This window comes from Rhodococcus wratislaviensis (assembly GCF_900455735.1).
Taxonomy (GTDB): domain Bacteria; phylum Actinomycetota; class Actinomycetes; order Mycobacteriales; family Mycobacteriaceae; genus Rhodococcus_F; species Rhodococcus_F wratislaviensis.
Genome location: NZ_UAUI01000021.1, coordinates 81574 through 99999, shown reverse-complemented (window position 1 = coordinate 99999; position 18426 = coordinate 81574). Strand labels below are relative to the sequence as shown.

The window sequence follows — 18426 nt, the reverse complement described above, 5'->3', positions numbered from 1 at the left end:
CATCATGAGCAACCAGCGCAAGCAGATTCATCTCGCCGCGCACTTTCCCGGCGTCAACAACACCACCGTGTGGAGCGACCCCGAGTCGAAGAGTCAGATCGACTTCGACTCGTTCGTGCACCTCGCGGAGACCGCCGAACGCGGATTGTTCGACTTCTTCTTCCTCGCCGAGGGCCTGCGCCTGCGTGAGCACCGGGGACAGATCCACGACCTCGACGTGGTGGGCCGGCCCGACACGTTGACGGTGCTCGGCGCGCTCGCCGGAGTCACCACACATCTGGGCCTGGCGGGGACGATCAACACCACGTTCAACGAACCGTACGAGCTGGCACGGCAATTCGCCTCGCTCGACCACCTGTCCGACGGCCGGGCCGCATGGAACATGGTGACGTCCTCGGACGCGTTCACGGGGGAGAACTTCCGGCGCGGGGGATACCTCGACAAGGCCGACCGGTACGTCCGCGCAGGCGAACTGATCGAAGGCGCCCGCAAGTTCTGGGACAGCTGGGATCAGGATGCGCTGCAGATCGACCGCGCCCGGGGAGTGTTCGCCGCGGACAACGCGATTCGCGACGTCACCCACTCCGGCTCCCAGTTCGACATCCGGGGACGGTTCACGATTCCCCGGAGCCCGCAGGGGCATCCGGTGCTGCTGCAGGCCGGTGACTCCGATGAGGGCCGCGAATTCGGCGCGGCCCAAGCGGATGCGATCTTCACCATTCACGGATCGCTCGAGGACGGCCAGAAGTTCTATACGGACGTCAAGGGCAGGCTGGCGAAGTACGGGCGCAGCCACGGCGACCTCAAGGTGCTGCCCGCGGCGACCTTCGTGCTGGGCGACTCCGCGGCGGACGCGGCCGAGCGCGCCGATCACATCCGGCACCAGCAGGTGGGCCCACAGACGGCGATCGCGTTCCTCGAACAGGTGTGGGGTCGTGACCTTTCCGCGTACGACCCGGACGGTCCGCTACCGGACGTCGAACCCACCGACGACACGAACATCACCCGCGGCCGGGTCCGGCACGCGAAGGACCCACGCGAGATCGCCGCCGCGTGGCGGGCGAAGGCGGAAGCCGAGAAGCTCAGCATCCGTGAACTGATCATCGCGGTCACCACCCGCCAGCAGTTCGTCGGCACCGCCGCGCAGGTGGCCGAGGAGATCGACCGCTACGTGCAGGCGGACGCGTGCGACGGCTTCATCCTGGTACCGCACCTCACTCCGGCCGGGCTCGACGAGTTCGTCGAGACGGTGGTCCCGGAGTTGCAGAACCGCGGCAGTTTCCGCTCCGAGTACTCGGGGACGACCCTGCGCAGCCATCTCGGACTGCGCCATCCGCATCACCAGACAGAAGGAGTTCGGGCATCATGACCGCAGTCACCGCAGGCGCGACATTCGAGCAGGACTGGCAGGACTGGCATTCGGCGCGGGAGGAGTCGTTCCGCGACCCGCTGGGATGGCTGAGTCTCACGGCCCTGCACTGGCTCGTCGAGACCGACACGACGTTCCCCGACCTGCCCGGGAAGTGGCGTGCCGATGCGGACGGGGTGGTGATCACGGCCACCGCCGACGCCGGTCTCGAGGTCGATGGCGACGCGGTCGACGGCACGGCGACCCTCGCACCTCTGGAGGGTGCACCCGGTCTGCTCGTCCGGCACGGGAGCCGCAACATCGAGGTGATCCGCAGAACCGGTGACGTCGCCCTGCGGATCCACGACCCCGAGGCAGGCACCCTCGCCGCGTTCACCGGAATCCCGACGTTCCTGCCTGCGCGGCAGTGGGCCGTGCCGGGAACGTTCACCCCGTTCCCCCAGTCCCGCGTCGTGACGACGGGTGCGGTCGTCGAGGGACTCGAGCACCACCACACGGCGCTGGGGACGCTGGCATTCGACTACGACGGCGCCGCACACGAACTCGTCGCGTTCGCCGGCAAGGACGGTGGCCTGCACGTTTTGTTCACCGATGCCACCAGCGGGGTCAGCACGTACCCCGCGGCGCGGTCACTGGCCGTGGTCGCCCCCGCCGCCGACGGCCGGGTGGTCCTCGATTTCAACCGGGCGGCCAACCTGCCGTGCGCATTCACCGACTACGCCACCTGCCCGGTCGCGCCCGCCGAGAACCGGCTGACGCTCGCGGTCGAGGCCGGCGAGAAGAACCCGCGGTAGGCATGGCCGAGAAGCAGGTCGTGCTCGGGGCGGCGGCACCCGCGGGCCGGACGGACTTCGCCGTCCTCGCGCATGCCGCCCGCACCGCGGAGCGGGGGAGATTCGACTTCTTCCTCGCCGACGGTGTCACCGCGGCGAACGCGCTGGCCGGGTTCACCGACGCGATCGGGCTCGCGGCGACGCTGGACACGACCTCCGCCGAACCGTACGACGTGGCCCGCCGGCTGGCCTCACTCGATCACCTGTCCGGCGGCCGTGCGGCGTGGAACACGCCGGCTCCCGGCGACGAGCGGGCCGCGGAGTTCGTCGACACCGCTCGCACGCTGTGGGATTCCTGGGCCGAGGGGGTCGTGACGGTCGACCGCGGCGCGGGGCGATTCGTCTCGGACCCCACCGCCGGGGCGTTCTACCACCGGGGCAGGCACTTCGACATCGGTGGACGCTTCACCGTCCCGCGGAGCCCGCAGGCGCAACCGGTGGTGATCGTGTCGGGCGACGGCCCGCAGGCCCGGGATCTCGCCGCCCGGCACGGCGACGTGATCCTCGCGCCGCTCGGCACGTTCGAGGCCGGTCGCGCGTTCTACGACGACCTCGCGCGCCGCACGGTCGAAGCCGGCAGGCCCGCCGGTGCGGTGAAGGTTCTGTCCGCCGCGACGTTCGCAGGCACCGCCGCGTCCGTCGCGGACCGGATCGTCCGGTGGGTCCGCGGGGACGCAGCGGATGGGTTCGTCCTGCCCTCCCACCTCACCCCGGGCGAACTCGACCTGTTCGTCGACACGGTGGTGCCGTTGCTCCGGGACCGCGGCGTTCTGCGCACCGAATACACCACCGCCACGCTGCGGCAGCACCTCGGACTCGGTGCCCCGCGCAACCATCGCGCTGTCAATCCCCGCTCTCTCCAGAAGGTGCCCTCATGACCACTCCGTTGTCCGTCCTCGATCTGTCGCCCGTCAGCGAGGGCGCCACCGCCCGCACCGCGCTGCGGAACACCGTCGACCTGGCCCGGCACGCCGAAGCGTGGGGATACAAGCGGTACTGGGTTGCCGAACACCACTTCGTGGGCGTCGCCAGTTCGTCGCCGGCCGTGCTCGTCGGGATCCTGGCCGCGGCGACCAGCACGCTCCGGGTCGGCGCCGCCGCGGTGCAGTTGGGCCACACCACCGCGGCGGCCGTGGTCGAGGCGTTCGGCACCGTCGACGCGCTGTATCCGGGTCGCCTGGACCTCGGACTCGGGAGGTCGGGTCAGCGGCGGGCCGAGGCGCTGAAAGCGGTTGCGGAGCGCAACAACCAGCCGGCCCCGCCCCGCCGGGAGACGGAGATCCGCGACGGCGTCGTGATCCCGGCACCGTTCGATCCGTCCGGGCTCCTGCTGTCTCCGCGGCTCTCGGCGGCCCAGTCGGTACTCCAGCAACCGGGCGCGCTGTCGCCCGCATTCGACCAGCAGGTCGACGACATCCTGGCACTGCTCGGCGGCACGTACCGCACCCCGGACGGGATCGAGCTCCACGCCAGCCCCGGCGAAGGCGCCGACGTCGAGGTGTGGGTGTTCGGCAGCAGTGCGGGGCCCAGCGCCGAACTGGCCGGCCGGCTGGGGTTGCCCTTCGGGGCGAACTACCACGTGAGCCCGTCGACGACCCTCGCGGCGGTCGAGGCCTACCGTGCCGCGTTCCGCCCGTCGTCGAACCTGCAGAAGCCGTACGTCGTCGTCTCCGCCGACGCGGTCGTGGCGGAGGACGACGCGACCGCGAAGGAACTGGCGTCGACGTTCGCACACTGGACGCACAGCATCCGCAGCGGGCACGGTGCGATCCCGTATCCCGACCCGGCGCACACGGCACCGATCGGCGAGACGGAACGCGCGGCGGTCGAGGACCGGCTGATCACCCAGTTCGTGGGGGCACCAGCCACCGTTGCGGACCGACTCGACAGTCTGCGAAGGCTCACCGACGCCGACGAACTGGTGATCACCAGCGTCACCCACGATCACGGCGACCGGTTGCGCTCCTACGAGCTGCTCGCGGCGGAGTGGGGACTGCCGGGTCTGCTGGCCGCCTGAGAGCACGATGATTGAACGCTGGTCCAAATGGGAATCCCAGGCGCATGGACACAGCAAATGCCCCTGTGCCCGGGTCCCATGACGAGCTGGTCGAGCAGTTACGGAAGTACCTGAGCTCGATCACGTCGACGGAACTCGGTCCCGACGACGACTACTTCACCCTGGGATTGGTGAGTTCGTTGCGGGCCCTGGAGATCGTCACGTACATCGAGGGCTCCCACGACGTCGTGGTCGAGGTGGAGGATCTCGATCTCGACAACTTCCGTACCGCAACGCGGGTGGCGGGCTTCATTCGGAGAAAGCGGGGCGAGCAGCTTCGTGCGACGGACGGGGCGTCGCCGTGATCGGAATCGACACACTTGTCGCCTCCGCCGAGACCGACGCCGGCAGCTGGGACGAGACCGGACTGCCGGTCGACGTCATCGAGGCCGCCGCGCGGGCGGGAGTCCTCGGGCTGGATCGGACGACGGACTGCCGGGGACTCGGCCTGAACGCGGCCGAACTCGGCTCGGTCGCAGAAAGACTCGGGGCGGTCTGCACGTCGTTGCGCTCGCTGCTGACCGTGCAGGGGATGGTGAACGCCGCCCTCGATCGGTGGGGCACCGCCGAACAGCGGGCGCAGTGGGTGCCGGCCCTGGCGACCGGCGAACTCCTCGCCGGATTCGCCGCCACCGAATCCGGCGCCGGCAGCGACCTCTCCTCTGTGACTACCAGTTTCGAGGCGCACGGCTCGGATCACCGGATCTCCGGACGGAAACTGTGGGTCACGTTCGGCGAGGTCGCGGACGTACTGCTCGTCCTCGGCCGGTCGCAGGCCGGGCTGACGACCGCGCTGGTCGAAACAGACTCACCCGGAGTGTCCGTCGAACCGGTCCACGGACAGCTGGGTATGCGCGGCGCCCGGATCGCACACGTCGCGTTGGACGGCGTCGTCGTCCCCGCGGACCACCTGATCGCACCGCCCGGATTCGGACTGTCCCACGTCGTCGGCACCGCCCTGGACCACGGCCGGTACACCATCGCCTGGGGGTGCGCCGGGATGGCGCGCGGGTGTATCGCCGACGCCGTCGCGCACGCCTCCACCCGGGTGCAGGGCAGCGCCGTGTTGTCCGAGCACGACTCGGTCCGCGCGATCGTCGGTCGCAGCTGGGTCGATGCCGCCGGCGCCCGCGCGCTGTGCGAACGGGCCGCCGAACAACGCGATGCCCACGAGCCGAGCGCGCTGTTCACGACGATCGCCGCGAAGTACGCCGCGGCCCGGGTCGCCGCGTCGGTGAGCCAGCAGGCGGTCCAGGTGCTCGGGGCCGCGGGATGCGCCCCCGGCAGCAGGGTGGGTCGCTTCTTCCGCGACGCCAAGGTCATGCAGATCATCGAGGGCGCGACGGAGGTCGCCGAACTCCAGATCGGTGAGTACGTGCTGGGGGGAGGTGCGCGATGACCGCTGACAGACCGGTCACGATCGATTCGGTAGCGCTCTGGTTCCCGGACGACGAGGTGACCGTGGCAGGCCTGCCCGAGCTCGACGAACTGCCGATCGCTCAGCGCGAGCACGCCTTGTCTCTGGGCATCGACACGGTGCGGATCGGAATCGGGCTCTCCGAGGTGGATCTGGCGCACGCCGCGGCCGACGAGGTGCTCCGGACGGCGGGCCTCGACGCCACCCAGCTCGATGCGTTGCTGCTCGTCCAGGGCCGGGTTCCGCAGTATCTGCTCGCATCCGAGACGACCCGGCTGCAGCACCGGCTCGGCGCGACCCAGGCGTTCACCACCGGTGTGGGGGACCTCGGGTGCGTGTCCGTCTCGGCGGCGTTCGCGCTCGCGTCGGCGTTGCTCCGCGGCGACCCCCGTTGCCAGAACGTCCTCGTCGTCGCTGCGGCGAAGACACCGACCCGGTCACGGTACCGGTCGCCGATGACGCTCCTGGGCGACGGCGCCGCCGCGGTCCTGCTGACGACGTCGGGGACCGGGCGTTACGAACTCGTCGACCAGATGATCCGCAGCGACGGAAAATACGCCGACCTGTTCCACATCGACTACCGCGACGTCCGCGAAGCCGACTGGGTCGAGGAATGCGCCGACGAACCCACGTACTCGTTCCGCCTCGCGGTCGAGAGCCGGAAGAGGTTCACGGAGATCAACGCGGACCTGCTGGCCCGGAACGGGCTGCAGCAGGACGCGATCGGCGTATTTCTCATGCAGAACCTGTCGCTCGGTGCGTTCGCGTTCTGGCAGGAGGCGCTCGATGTCACCATCGATCCCGTCTGCCGCGACAACCTGGCCCGGTTCGGCCACCTCGGATCGGTCGACGTCGCGGCGAACCTCGAGCGCGCGGCGTCCGCACAGGCGCCCGGCGACTACTGCGTGATCATGAACAGCAGCCCGGTCGCGGCGTGGAGCAGCGCACTGCTCCGGCGCCTGCCGGATCGACCCGGGCACGGGAAGTGATCGCGATGGCGCAGACGGTCAAGTGCATGGTCTGGGATCTCGACGACACCATCTGGGACGGCGTCGTCCTCGAACAGGATGCCCCGGTGCCGAAAGCGGACGCCCTCCGCGCCCTGGACGTGCTCGACCGCCGCGGCATCCTGCACGCCGTGGCGAGCCGCGGCGAATACGAACCCGCCGCCGCGCACCTGCGCATGCACGGCATCGAGGAACTGTTCTGCGCCGTCGACGTCGGCTGGGGCCCGAAGTCGGAGGCCGTGCGCCGCATCGCGGAGACACTGAATCTGGGTCTGGACACCATCGCGTTCGTCGACAACGATCCCGTCGAGCGGGCCGAGGTGTCCGAGGCGCTTCCCCCGGTGCGTTGCTATCCGGCCGAGCAGATCGCGTCGTTCCCCGACCTTCCCGAGTTGACGCCGCCCGCCGTCACCGAGGAGGCGAGGCAGCGGAGGTCGCTGTATCGCGCCGAACGGATCCGTCAGGTGAGCGAACAGGAGTTCCGCGGGTCCAACTCCGAATTCCTGGCGTCGCTCGAACTGGTCATGACGGTCCGCCGGGCGACCGAGGACGACCTCGAACGCGCCCACGAACTGACCGTGCGGTCTCATCAACTCAACACGACGGGCCGGACTTTCGGCATCGACGAACTGCGCCGGCTGTGCGCCTCGGACGACCACGAGGTGCTCGTCGCGTCGCTCGGCGACCGATTCGGCGGGTACGGCACGATCGGTCTCGCGGTCTCGGAGATCCGCGGCGACGATTCCGTCCTGCAACTGCTGCTGATGTCGTGCCGGGTGATGTCCCGAGGGGTCGGGACCGCGCTGATCCGGCACGTCGTCGAGCGGGCACGCACCCACGGCAGGCGGGCGCTCGCCGAGTTCGTGCCGACGGACGTCAACCGGGTGATGCTGGTGACCCTGCGATTCGCGGGCTTCGACGTGGTCGACCCAACCCCCGATCGGATGCTGCTGCTGTGCAGTGACGTTCGCAGTGCCGGCGCACCGAACGCCGATCACGTCGCGGTCCTCTCGGGAGACGTGGCGCCATGACGGACGTGGTCGCGAACGGTGGGGTGATGTCCGGGATCCTCCGCCAGTGCGCGCGGGTTCCCGACCGGATCGCGATCGTGGTGGGCGACCGGACGCTGACGTATCGCGAACTCGATTCGGTGAGCGAGGCACTGGCGCGGCAACTCGCGGCCCTGGGCGTGCGGCCGGGCCGGGTGGTGCTGATCCACCAGCGGCAGAGCGTCGAGACGGTGGTGGGGATGATCGCCGCGCTGCGGCTGGGTGCGGCGTGGTGCGTCATCGAGCCCGGCCATCCGGTGGGTCAACTCCGCGCGCTCCTCGGCGACATCGACTGCGGTGCCATCGTCTTCGGGTCCGCGGATCCGAAGACGTCGCCGGAGTCGGTCCGGGAACTCGCCCGGAGTGCGGGCGGACGTGTTCCCGCACTGCACGACCGGGACGCCGACCACCCGCCCGTCGCCGAACGGGCCGATCTTCCCGAGGACGTGCCCGCGGGCGCCGCCGCCTACGTGATCACCACGTCCGGGTCGACCGGCGTCCCCAAGGCCGTCGTCGCGAGCCGCGCCAACCTCGCGAGCATGGTCGACGGTCGCAACTACGACTTCGACGACGGCGACCTCGTCACGTTCTCCGCGTTCCGCCTCACGTGGGACGGCTCCCTGCTGAAAACCCTGTGGGCGTTGTGCACCGGCGGCACCAGTGTGCTCCCGGACGCCCGCGAACTGATGGACGCCGAGGCCGTCGCCGCGCTCGCCCGGACGTGGCGGACCACCCACCTGGTCGCGACCCCCTCCTTCTACCGGCTGCTGCTGCCGCATCTCACCCCGCTGCGCGAACGTCTGCGGTTGGTGACGCTTGCGGGAGAAGCCCTTCCGGGCACGCTCGTCGAACAGCATCGAGCGGTGCTGTCCGGGGTCCCGCTGAGCAACGAGTACGGTCCGACCGAGACGACCGTCAGCTGCCTGGCTCATCCAGTGCGCGACGTGCCCGCCTCGATCGCGCCGATCGGCAGACCACTCGGGGCGAGCACGGCGTACGTCCTCGACGCGAAACTGGTCGAGGTGCCGTACGGAACGGTCGGGGACCTGTACATCGGCGGTCCGCAGATCTCCGAGGGGTACGCGTCCCGCCCGGCCGCCACCGCGGCCCGCTTCGTCGCCGACCCCTTCGCGGCGCGGCCGGGTGCCCGGATGTATCACACGGGTGACCTCGCGCGCGTCGATCCGCACGGCGACATCGAATTCCGGGGCCGATTCGACGGACAGGTGAAAGTGCGCGGCGCCCGGGTCGAGAGACACGCGGTGGAGGCGGTCCTGGAGAGTCACCCCGCGATACACCAGGCCGTGGTTCTCGCGACCGCCGACGAACACGGGGAGACGGTATTGACCGCGTTCTGGGTGCCCGCGGCCGCGGCGACCGTACTGCCCACACCGCGCGACCTGATCGCGCACTGCGCCGAGCGGCTCGTCGCGCAGGCGGTGCCCGACCGCTTCCTCGCGCTCGGTGCCCTTCCGCTCGCACCGAGCAGCAAGGTGGACGAGGCGGCGTTGCGCCGGCTGCTGCCCAGCGGAGGTGGTGGCGTTGCGTGAGCACCATACCGAGGCCGCAGGCCGCGCGGACGCACCGTTCCCGCTGTCTTCGGCCCAATATGAGGCGTGGCTGGCCCAGCAACTGGCCCCCGACGTGCCGTTGTGCATCGCCCAGTACGTCGAGGTGCACGGCGACCTGGACGTCGACCTCCTGCGCGAGGCCACCGTCGCGACCGCCGACGAATTCGGGTCGCCCTTTCTCCGGTTGATCGACAGGGGCGGTCAGCCGTTCCAACTGGTCGATCCGTCGGCGGACCGGTCGATCGGCCTGATGGACTTCCGCGGGGACGCCGAACCGGTGGAGGCCGCCCGTCGATGGATCCGCGCCGACTGCGAGATCCCACTGGATCCGACTCGCGACCGCCTCGTCGAATCGTCGATTCTTCGCGTCGGCGACGCGCACTACTTGTGGTACAGCAAGATTCATCATGTCGCCCTGGACGGCTACGGTGCGATGACGATGCTCAACCGCATCGCGTCCCGCTACACCGCGGAGGTGCTCGACCGGGAACTGCCGCCCAACGAGGCCGTGGACCCCCGGCATCTGTACGACGCCGACCAGCAGTACCGGTCGTCGAGCCGCTTCGCCGCGGACCGGCAGTTCTGGGCCGAACGGGTCGGCGGCCTCGGACCCGGGTCGACCCTGGCCCGGCGGACCGGGCCCGCGGTTGCCACGAGCACCGACGTCACCGCACCCCTGCCGGACTCGGCGGAGCGTGCGCTCGGCGACGCCGGCGCCCACGGGACCGCGAAGATCATCGCCGCGTTCGCCTGCTACCTGTCGAGGACGACCGGACGCCGGGACGTGCTCGTGAAGATCCCGGTGTCGGCGCGCACCACCGCGACGCTGCGACGGTCCGGCGGAATGGTGGCGGGTGTCGTGCCGCTTCCCGTGCAGATCCGCCCCGAGGACACGGTGGGGCAGCTGGTGGAGCGGGTGCAACTCGACCTGATGGGCGCGCTGCGACACCAGCGTTTCGGGCTCGGCGACATCCGGCGCGACGCGGGCGCCGGTGCGGCGGAGACACTGTCGGGTCCGATGGTCAACGTCATGCTCTTCCACCAGGAACTCGCTCTCGGGTCGCTCGTCGGCGAATACCACATCGTCACGTCCGGGCCGGTCGAGGACCTGCTCGTCAACGTGTACCGGAGCGGCACGCCGGTCCGGACCTTCGTTCACTTCCTGGCCAACCCCAACCGGTACGACGCCGACGAGGTCGACGCGCATCACCGGCAATTCCTGGGACTGCTGGGCGATTTCGTCGCAGCCGACGCGGACACCGCGCTCAGCACCGTCCACGAGGAGACGGCCCGGCTCGACTTCTGGACGCGCACACTGGCGGACGCGCCCCCGGTGCTGGACCTGCCTACCGACCGTCCGCGGCCCGCACGGCCGTCCCATCGCAGCGCCGCCGTCGACGTCGCACTCGACCCGGATCTGCGGCGCAGCCTGGAAGCGTGGGCGGCCGCACACCGCACGGACGCCGCCACCGTGATCCATGCGGTGCTGGCGCTGGTGCTGGCACGATCGGCCCGGACCGACGACGTCGTCATCGGCAGGCGGACGGACACCGACCCGGTGGTGGTGCGGACCCACGTGCGCGGTTCGGACCGCTTCGGCGAGTACGTCGACACGGTGCGGGTCGCGGCCGCGGAGGCGTTCGCACACCGCGGTGTGCCCGCCCTCCGAATCGCAGACGCGCTCGACCGGCTGCGGTCCGGGTCGCACGCACCGCTCTTCCAGGTGCTACTCGAATTCTCGGATCAGGGCGGGGAACTCGGCGACCTCGATCTGCGGGTGCGGGTTTCGGACACGACGGCCCGATTCACCTACGCGACAGACCTGTTCGACGCCGCCACCGTGGAGGGAATCGCTCGGCGGTTCGTGCGGACCGCCGAGGCCGCCGCGGATCCGTCGGACGTGATCGGGGACATCGACCTGGTCGAACCGGCCGAACGTGCCCTGCTGCGGGACTGGTCGTCCCGGCCCGCGGATGCCGCCGACGAGACGACACTCGGTGCGCTGTTCGCCGCCCGGGCAGCGCGGAGCCCCGACGCCGCGGCAGTCGTGTCGGGTGGCGAGCGCATGAGTTACGGCGACCTCGATGCCCGCTCGAACCGCCTTGCGCGGCGCCTGCTCTCGCTGGGGGTGGGTCCGGAGTCGTCGGTCGCGGTCGCGATGCCGCGGTCGGCGGCGCTCGTCGTCGCGCTCCTGGCGGTCGTCAAGGCCGGGGCCGCGTACCTCCCCATCGACGCGGACCATCCCGGTGAGCGCTCGGGGCTCGTCCTCGACGACGCCCACCCGATGTGCATTCTGGCCACCCGCGACACCGCGACCGCGCTGCCGACATCGGACGTCCCCGTTCTGCTCCTCGATCCGACGGACACGGATCTCGGCGGCGGCTCCGCCGACCCGCTGACCGACGCGGAACGGGCACCGATCGATCCGGACTCGGTGGCCTACGTCGTCTACACGTCGGGATCGACGGGCCGGCCGAAAGGCGTTGCGGTGTCACACCGCAACGTGGTCTCGCTCTTCACGAGCACCCGGGATCTGTTCCGCTTCGGGGACACCGACGTGTGGACGATGTTCCACTCCCCGGCATTCGACTTCTCGGTCTGGGAGCTGTGGGGTGCCCTTCTGCACGGCGGGACGCTCGTCGTCGTCGACTTCGACACCACCCGGTCGCCCGTCGCGTTCCTCGCGCTGCTGCGCCGCGAGCGGGTGACGGTGCTGAGCCAGACCCCGACGGCGTTCTCGCAGTTGATCGACGTCGCCGATGCGGAGGACGGCGCGGGCACACCGCCGCTGCGGTACGTCGTACTCGGTGGCGAAGCGCTCGACTTCGGGCAACTCGAACGCTGGTACTCCCGCCGCGACGAGGGTGCGCCCGTGCTCGTGAACATGTACGGCATCACCGAGACGACGGTGCACGTCACGCACCTCCCGCTCGGTCGCGGGCTCGCCGCGGCCGCGTGGACGAGCAAGGTCGGGCGGCCGATTCCCGGATTCCGGGTGTCGGTGCTGGACGCGCGGCTGCATCCGGTGCCGGTCGGTGTGGCGGGCGAACTGTACGTGGCGGGACCGCAGGTCGCGCGCGGCTACCTGGGCCGCGCCGGGCTCACGGCGTCCCGCTTCGTCGCGGATGCGTCGGGTGCCCGGATGTACCGGACCGGGGACGTCGTGCGGTGGCGACGCGACGGGGGTCTCGACTACCTCGGACGCGACGACTTCCAGGTCGAGATCCGCGGGTTCCGGGTGGAACTCGGCGAACTGGAATGGGTGCTGGGCCGGTGTGCCGGGGTCGCGCAGGCAGTGGTGACCCTGCACGAAGATCCGGTGACGGGCCCGGCGCCCGCGGCGTACGTGGTGCCCGAGGCGGGTGCGATCGTCGACCCGGAGGCCGTGCTGGAATTCGCCGGAGGCGCGCTGCCGTCGTACATGGTCCCGGCCTCGGTGACGGTCCTCGAGCGGCTGCCGCTGACCGTCAACGGGAAGGTGGACCGGGCGGCACTTCCGGCGCCCGTCACGGATTCTCGCGCCGAATTCGTGGCACCGGGCACTCCCGTCGAGGAGTCGCTCACCGTCATCTTCGCCGCGCTGCTCGGCGTGCCCGCGGTCGGCGTCGACGACGACTTCTTCGCGCTCGGCGGCAACTCGCTGATCGCGGCGAAGGTCGTGGCGCGGATCCAGGGTGTGCTCGGTGCGGGCGTGGGAGTGCGCGACGTCTTCGAAGCGCGGACGGTGCGGTCGCTGGCGACTCGGGTGAGCCGGGCGGACTCGGCCGACCGGCCGCCGCTCGTGGCGACGGACCGATCCGCGGCGGCGCCGGTGTCCCTTGCCCAGACGCGGATGTGGTTCCTCGACCAGTTCGACACGACGTCACCCGCCTACAACATCGCGGCGGCCTTCCGGTTGCGCGGCCCCCTCGACGTCGCGGCGCTGCACACGGCGCTGACCGACGTCGTGGACCGGCACGAGGCGTTGCGGACGATCTTCCCCATGCGGGGCGACACGCCCGTGCAGTCGGTGATCCCGGCGGCGGACGCGGTACCCGGTCTCCGCGCGGTCACGGTGTCGGGGGAGAGCGACCTGCGGGACCGGCTCGCGGCGGCGCTGTCGGCGGGCTTCGAGGTGACCGCGCAGGTTCCGTTGCGGGCGCACCTGTTCGAGGCCGGACCACACGATCACGCCCTGGCCCTGGTGGTCCATCACATCGCGGCGGACGCGCTGTCGCTGGGCCCGCTCGCCCGGGACATCACGTCCGCGTACACCGCCCGGGCGCGGGGACACGCGCCGGACTGGGTGCCGCTTCCGGTGCAGTACGCCGACTACAGCATCTGGCAGCGGGCACTGCTCGGATCGGAGGACGATCCCGGCTCCCTGATGTCCCGCCAGCTCGGGTACTGGCGTTCCGCGCTCGCCGATGCGCCGGTCGTGACGGACCTGCCGATGGATCGCGCACGTCCCGAACACCGGTCGCTCGCCGGCGCGCGGGAGTCGTTCGACATCGGGGAGCGCCTCCACCGGAAGGTGGTAGCCCTTGCGCGAGAACACGATGCGACCGTGTTCATGGTGACGCACGCGGTGTTCGCGGTACTGATGTCCCGCTTGGGAAGCACCACCGACGTGGTGATCGGATCCGCGGTGGCGGGCCGCGGTGAGGCCGTGCTCGACGACCTGGTGGGGATGTTCGTCAACACCCTGGCACTGCGCACCCCCGTGCACGGCGCCGACTCGTTCGCCGCGCTGCTCGCCGCCGTGCGGGACCGCGATCTGGAGGCGTTCGCGCATGCGGAGGTGCCGTTCGAGCGGGTGGTCGAGGCACTCGCTCTGCCGCGCACCACGGCCCACGCGCCGTTGTTCCAGGTGCTGTTCGAATTCCAGGACGTCGTGCGGCCCACCCCGAGCCTGCCGGAACTGGACGTGGAGGAAATCGACCTCGGTGTCTCCGTCTCCACGTTCGACCTGCAGCTGACCCTGGCCGAACGATTCGGGGAGGACGGGGAACCCGCCGGGATCAGCGCGGGATTCACCTATGCCACCGACATCTTCGACACCGCGACCGTCCGCAAGTTCGCCGAACGATACGTGCGGCTCCTCGACGCGATGGTCGCCGACCCCGACGTTCCGCTGGCCCACTTCGATCTGCTGTCCCCCGGCGAACGCGAGGCACTCGTCCCGGTGCGCGGGCGGCCCACCGGCACGACCCGGCTGCTGCCGGAGATCCTCTCCGCCGCGGCCGCCCGGGACCCGCACGCCGTCGCGCTGTCGTACGGCAACGCGGTGATGTCGTATCGCGAACTCGACGACTGGTCGAACCGCCTGGCCTGGGTGTTGATCCGGCGCGGAATCGGACCGGAGGACCACGTGGCGATCGGGCTCGTCCGGTCCGTGGAACTGGTGGTGTCGGTGTGGGCGGTGGCGAAGTCGGGTGCGTCGTTCGTGCCGGTGGATCCGAGTCTGCCGCCGGGGAGGATCGCCGACATCCTCGCCGACTGCGGGGCGGTCGCCGGACTCACCGTCGCCGAACAGCGTGACCGGATGCCGGACGGCGTGGAATGGCTGCTCCTCGACTATCCCGGTCCGACGCGGCGTTGGGAGTCCCGTCCGATCGCCGACGACGACCGGGTCGTGCCGCTGCGACCGGGCCATCCGGCGTATCTGATGTACACGTCCGGGTCGACGGGGGCACCGAAGGGCGTCGTGATCCCCCATGCGGGGTTGCAGAACTTCACGATCGATCAGCGCGCCCGGTACGCGACGACGAACGCCTCGCGCGTCCTGAATCTCGCCTCACCCGGGTTCGACGCGACGATGCTCGAATACCTGATGGCGTTCGGCGCCGGTGCGCGACTGGTGATCGCGGCGCCCCAGGTGTACGGCGGCGCCGCCCTGACGGAGCTGCTGGCGGCAGAGCGGATCACGCACGCGTTCACCACCCCGGCGGTCCTGGCCACGATCGACCCGCGAGGACTGCGCCTGCTCCGCACGCTCGTCGTCGGCGGCGAACGCTGCCCGCCGGAGTTGCTGGCTCGCTGGGCGTCCGGGCGCACCCTGCTCGTCGGTTACGGTCCGACGGAGACGACGGTGATGTCGAACATCGGCGACCCGATGACACCCGGCGACCCCGTGCGGATCGGCCACCCGATGCGCGGTGTCCGCGAACTCGTCCTCGACGAGTGGCTGCGTCCGGTGCCGGTCGGTGTGGTCGGTGAGCTGTACGTGCTGGGGGAGGGGCTGGCGCGCGGCTACCACCGGCGGGCAGGAGCGACCGCCGCCTCGTTCGTGGCGAACCCGTTCGACCACCCCGGCTCCCGCATGTACCGCACCGGCGACCTGATGCGATGGACGAAGGAAGGACGGCTGGAATATCTGGGCCGCAACGATTTCCAGGTCAAGTTGCGCGGCCAGCGGGTCGAGCCGGGGGAGGTGGAGGCGGCGCTCACCCGCTGCCCCGGTGTCGCGCAGGCGGTGGTCGTCGTCCGCCGCACGCCCGCTGCGGAGGCGGTCCTCGCCGGATACGTCACGGCGGAGGACGGCGCGGACCTCGACACGACCGAGGTGCTGCGGTTCGCCGGGTCCGTGCTCGCACCCTTCATGGTGCCGGCCTCGGTGACGGTCCTCGACCGGCTGCCGCTGGGGGCCAACGGCAAGGTCGACCGGCACGCGCTGCCGGACCCCGAATTCGCGCCCCGCATCTTCCGTGCACCCGGCACACCGTTCGAGTCCGCGGTGGCCGACGTGTTCGCCGAGGTTCTCGGGGGCGGTGTCGTCGGTGCCGACGACGACTTCTTCGCGTCCGGTGGCAACTCGCTGACTGCGACGCAGGTGGTCGCGCGGATCAACTCCGCGCTCGACACGGATGTCGGTGTGCGGGACGTGTTCGAGACCCCGACCGTGCGGGCGCTCGCGGCGCGGATCGCGCGCGAGACCGCGGGCGGAGAGGCCCGGCCCGCCGTGGCGGTGCCCCGGCGCCCCGACCCGGTGCCGCTGTCGTGGGCGCAGCACCGGATGTGGCTCCTCAATCAGTTCGACCCGTCCTCGCCCGCGTATAACGTCGCGATGATCGTCCGGTTGTCGGGTGACCTCGACGTCGACGCACTGACCGCCGCGCTCGCCGACGTGGTGGAGCGGCACGAATCGCTCCGCACCCGGTACCCGTACGGCGATTCGGGACCCACTCAGGTGATCGTCGGTGCGGGCCACGTCGCGCAGCTCACCGTGTCGACGTCCGACGATGCGGTACGCGAACAGATCTCGGAACTCGTGTCCGCGGGCTTCGACGTCGCCACCGAAGTCCCGATGCGGGCCAGGCTGTTCCCACTCGGCGACCGGGAGCACGTCCTCGTCGTGGTGGTGCACCACATCGCGGCCGACGGGTTCTCGATGGTTCCGCTCGCCCGCGACGTGATGACGGCCTACACCGCGCGGACCGAGGGCTGCACGCCGGGATGGGAGCCGCTGCCGGTGCAATACCCCGACTACACAGTGTGGCAGCGGGAACTCCTCGGCTCGGCGGACGATGCGGACTCCCTGCTGTCGCGCCAACTGGACTACTGGCGATCCACCCTTTCCGACGCGCCGGCCGTGACCGCGTTGCCCACGGACCGTGACCGCCCGCCGCGGCGCTCTGCGTCCGGCGACCGGGTGACGTTCGCGATCGGAGCCGACGTGCACCGGGACGCGGTGGCGTTGGCGCGGACCCGGCGGTGCACCGTGTTCATGGTCGTGCACGCGGCCCTCGCCGTGTTGCTGGTCCGCTCGGGCGGTACCGGCGACGTGGTGATCGGGTCGCCGGTCGCCGGCCGCGGCGAGGCCGTCCTCGACGACGTGGTGGGGATGTTCGTCAACACGCTCGTCCTGCGGACCGACGTGTCGGGGACTTTCGAGGATCTGCTCGCACGGGTCCGCGAGACCGACCTCGCGGCCTACGCCCACTCGGACGTGCCGTTCGAGCGGGTCGTCGAGGCGCTGAACCCGCCTCGGTCCCAGTCGCATTCACCCCTGTTCCAGGTGTTGCTCGAGTTCCGGAACACCGAGCACCCCGATCTCGCGCTCCCACACCTGGAGGCCGAAGTCCTCGAACCCGACGTCGAGGTGTCGCTCTTCGACCTGCAGCTGACGGTGCGCGAGAAGTACGACGACTCCGGAACACCGGAAGGGATGACGGCAGGATTCACCTACGCCACCGACCTCTTCGATGCGGCGACCGTGCAGTCCCTGGCCGATCGTTTCACCAGGATCCTCGCGGCATTCGTCGCGGATCCGGGTGTCGCCGTCGGAGACGTCGACGTGCTGGCCCCGGACGAGCGCACCCGGATTCGCGAATGGAGTGCCGCGGCCGAGACCGTCGTGCTCGATCCCCGGTTGCAGCTCATCCCCGAAGGCGTGACCGGCGCCGTGTACGTGGCCGATACGCGGGAGCACCACACCTCGGCGCGGGCGGCGGCCACGACGTTCGTGGCGAATCCGTTCGGCGCCCCGGGCTCCCGGATGGTCCGGACGGGAACGCTCGCGCGGTGGAACCGGTCCGGACGACTGCTGAGCGTCGGCGCCACCGGGTCTCCGGCGCGTTCGGTCACGGACGTCGTGGAGAGCCACCCGGCAGTCCGCGAGGCGGTGGTCCTCACGACCGCGGCCGGCGTCACCGCCTTCTGGGTCCCGGCGGCCGCGGCAGCCGTGCTACCGATGGCGGAGGACCTGCGGGCGTTCAGCGCCGGGCGGCTCGACGCCCGATCGGTTCCGACGCGGTTCGTCGCACTCGGTGCGGTCCCGCGAACGGCGGACGGCGAGGTGGACGAGAACGCGCTGCGCGCACTCGTCTCCGAGGCGGAGCCTGCGCCCGGCGAGTCGCGGCAACGCTGGACCGCGCTGCAACGGTCGGTCGCCGAGTACTGGGCGGCGGTGCTGGGGCACGACGACTTCGGTCCCGAAGACGGGTTCTTCGACGTCGGCGGCAACTCGCATCGCGTCGTGGAACTGCAGCGTCGTCTCGACGAGCGGTGGCCCGGAGCGCTGCGGGTGGGCCAGCTGTTCGACCTCGTCACCGTGGCGGCGCAGGCCGAGGCGATTTCGCAGTCCACCGACACGGGCGAGGCGTCCGCGCCCGCCACCTACGAGTTCTGAGCAGCCGGGAGGAGG

At 70.8% G+C, this 18426-nt stretch carries 10 protein-coding genes; all 10 read left to right on the top strand.

Going from position 1 to position 18426, the window contains the following annotated elements:
• The first annotated feature begins 4 nt into the window (after positions 1–4).
• The 10 genes from DTA22_RS22330 to DTA22_RS22285 are packed head-to-tail and all read left to right on the top strand — an operon-like array spanning position 5 to position 18411.
• The gene (locus tag DTA22_RS22330) at positions 5–1369 is read left to right on the top strand and encodes an NtaA/DmoA family FMN-dependent monooxygenase (RefSeq protein ID WP_112300929.1); all 1365 of its coding nucleotides are present in this window, start codon (positions 5–7) and stop codon (positions 1367–1369) included.
• Positions 1366–2163, top strand: coding sequence for a DUF1684 domain-containing protein (locus DTA22_RS22325; RefSeq protein ID WP_112300928.1), 798 nt, complete (start codon positions 1366–1368; stop codon positions 2161–2163). The genes DTA22_RS22330 and DTA22_RS22325 overlap by 4 nt, the downstream gene beginning before the upstream one ends.
• Before the next feature lie 2 nt (positions 2164–2165).
• The gene (locus tag DTA22_RS22320; RefSeq protein ID WP_112300927.1) at positions 2166–3080 is read left to right on the top strand and encodes an LLM class flavin-dependent oxidoreductase; all 915 of its coding nucleotides are present in this window, start codon (positions 2166–2168) and stop codon (positions 3078–3080) included.
• Positions 3077–4219 carry an LLM class flavin-dependent oxidoreductase gene (locus DTA22_RS22315; RefSeq protein ID WP_112300926.1) on the top strand — a complete coding sequence of 381 codons (1143 nt, stop codon included), beginning with the start codon at positions 3077–3079 and terminating at the stop codon, positions 4217–4219. The genes DTA22_RS22320 and DTA22_RS22315 overlap by 4 nt, the downstream gene beginning before the upstream one ends.
• Before the next feature lie 44 nt (positions 4220–4263).
• The gene (locus DTA22_RS22310; protein ID WP_037230727.1) at positions 4264–4563 is read left to right on the top strand and encodes an acyl carrier protein; all 300 of its coding nucleotides are present in this window, start codon (positions 4264–4266) and stop codon (positions 4561–4563) included.
• Positions 4560–5657: an acyl-CoA dehydrogenase family protein gene (locus DTA22_RS22305; RefSeq protein WP_112300925.1), complete on the top strand. Its 1098-nt coding sequence runs from the start codon at positions 4560–4562 to the stop codon at positions 5655–5657. The genes DTA22_RS22310 and DTA22_RS22305 overlap by 4 nt, the downstream gene beginning before the upstream one ends.
• Positions 5654–6664 carry a 3-oxoacyl-ACP synthase gene (locus tag DTA22_RS22300; protein ID WP_112300924.1) on the top strand — a complete coding sequence of 337 codons (1011 nt, stop codon included), beginning with the start codon at positions 5654–5656 and terminating at the stop codon, positions 6662–6664. Before DTA22_RS22305 ends, DTA22_RS22300 begins: the two co-directional genes overlap by 4 nt.
• Positions 6661–7713: an HAD-IIIC family phosphatase gene (locus DTA22_RS22295; protein ID WP_112300923.1), complete on the top strand. Its 1053-nt coding sequence runs from the start codon at positions 6661–6663 to the stop codon at positions 7711–7713. Before DTA22_RS22300 ends, DTA22_RS22295 begins: the two co-directional genes overlap by 4 nt.
• Positions 7710–9281 (top strand): amino acid adenylation domain-containing protein, encoded by a 1572-nt coding sequence (locus DTA22_RS22290; protein ID WP_112300922.1) that lies wholly within the window; start codon positions 7710–7712, stop codon positions 9279–9281. The genes DTA22_RS22295 and DTA22_RS22290 overlap by 4 nt, the downstream gene beginning before the upstream one ends.
• The gene (locus DTA22_RS22285) at positions 9268–18411 is read left to right on the top strand and encodes a non-ribosomal peptide synthetase (RefSeq protein ID WP_112300983.1); all 9144 of its coding nucleotides are present in this window, start codon (positions 9268–9270) and stop codon (positions 18409–18411) included. The genes DTA22_RS22290 and DTA22_RS22285 overlap by 14 nt, the downstream gene beginning before the upstream one ends.
• Positions 18412–18426: the final 15 nt, after the last annotated feature.